Annotated in this window: 2 protein-coding genes; both read left to right on the top strand. The window is 71.6% G+C overall.

The features are described 5' to 3' along the window. Window positions 1–52: 52 nt before the first annotated feature. Entirely contained in the window at window positions 53–877 is an 825-nt protein-coding gene (locus EAO76_RS36515; RefSeq protein WP_148840533.1) for an aldo/keto reductase, read from the top strand. 99 nt (window positions 878–976) lie between these two features. Further along, on the top strand, window positions 977–1,771 hold the full coding sequence (locus EAO76_RS36520; protein WP_148840534.1) for an SDR family NAD(P)-dependent oxidoreductase: 795 nt from the start codon (window positions 977–979) through the stop codon (window positions 1,769–1,771). Window positions 1,772–1,840 lie beyond the last annotated feature (69 nt).

The raw sequence follows: 1,840 nt of genomic DNA on the forward strand, positions 1-1,840 counted from the left end.
CCGCTCCCCCGGCCCGCTTCGGCCCGACCCACTCATTGCGCAAGGCCCCCCGATGACCTCCGTACCGAACGTGACGCTCAACAACGGTGTGACCATGCCGCAACTGGGCTTCGGCGTCTTCCAGGTCCCCGACGAGGAGACCACCGCCGCGGTCGCCAGTGCCCTGGAGGCCGGCTACCGCAGCATCGACACCGCCGCGATCTACGGCAACGAGCGCGGCGTCGGCAAGGCCCTCGCCGCCTCCGGCATCCCCCGCGAGGAACTGTTCGTCACGACCAAGCTGTGGAACGAGGACCAGGGCTACGACCGGGCCCCGGCCGCGTTCGACGCCTCCCTGGCCAAGCTCGGCCTCGACCACGTCGACCTCTACCTCATCCACTGGCCCACCCCGGCCCGCGACCTGTACGCGCAGACCTACAAGGCGCTGGAGAAGATCCTTGCCGACGGACGGGCCCGCGCCATCGGCGTCTCGAACTTCCAGGTCTCCCACCTGCGGCGGCTCATGGAGCACCCCGGCGTCACCCCGGCGGTCAACCAGGTGGAGCTGCACCCCGGCCTCCAGCAGAAGGCGCTGCGCGCCTTCCGCACCGAACACGGCATCGCCACCGAGGCATGGAGCCCCCTGGCCCAGGGCGCGGTCCTCGAGGACCAGGCGATCGTGGGAGTCGCCGAGGCACATGGCGTAACCCCGGCGCAGGTCGTGCTGCGCCGGCACCTGCAGACCGGCAACATCGTGATCCCCAAGTCCGTCACCCCCGCCCGCATCCGGCAGAACCTCGACGTCTTCGGCTTCCGGCTCACCGACGCAGACATGACCGCCGTCGCGGGCCTCGACCGGGACCTGCGCACCGGCCCGGACCCCGACACCTTCAACTGACCCCGAACCGTCCCGCGGGGCACCGTCATCACCACAACCGCCCCGCGGAGCGCCGTCGTCACCGCAGCCGCTCCATCGCCCCGACGAGGAGAACGCCTCATGCAGATCGATCTCTCCGGCCGCACCGCCCTGGTCACCGGCTCCACCCAGGGCATCGGCCACGCCATCGCCACCGGCCTGGCCCGCGCGGGAGCCCGCGTCGTCGTCAACGGCCGCGGCGAGGAGCGCGTGGCGGAGGCCGTCCGCACCGTGCGCGAGGGCTCCGGCAGCGACGACGTCACCGGCGCCGCGGGCGACCTGGCGACGGAGCAGGGCGCCGCCGCCGTGCTGGAGACCGTGCCCGACGTGGACATCCTCGTCAACAACCTCGGGATCTTCGGCTCCGTCCCCCCGCTGGAGATCGACGACGCCGAATGGCGCCGCTACTTCGAGGTCAACGTCCTCGCCTCCGTCCGGCTCATCCGCGCGTACCTGCCCGGCATGAAGGAACGGGGCTGGGGACGTGTCCTCAACCTCGCCAGCGACTCGGCCGTGGTCACCCCCGCCGAAATGATCCACTACGGCATGACGAAGACCTCGTTGCTCGCGGTCGGCCGCGGGTTCGCCAAGGACGCCGCCGGCACCGGTGTCACCGTCAACTCCGTCATCGCCGGGCCGACCCGCACCGGCGGCGTCGAGAACTTCGTCCGCGAACTCGTCGGCGACGAGCTGCCCTGGGACCGGGCGCAGCGCGAGTTCATGGTCACATACCGCCCCCAGTCCCTGCTCCAGCGCCTCATCGAGCCCGAGGAGATCGCCAACATGGTCGTCTACCTCGCCTCGCCCCACGCCTCGGCCACCACCGGCGGCGCGCTGCGCGTCGACGGCGGCTACATCGATTCCATCCTGCCCTGATCCGGCGCCGGCACGGCGGGCATCGGCCGGCGGCCCGTCAGGTCAGCAGCACGACCAGGGTCTGCATGA

Origin of the sequence: Streptomyces sp. sk2.1 (assembly GCF_008120935.1) — a bacterium.
Taxonomy (GTDB): domain Bacteria; phylum Actinomycetota; class Actinomycetes; order Streptomycetales; family Streptomycetaceae; genus Streptomyces.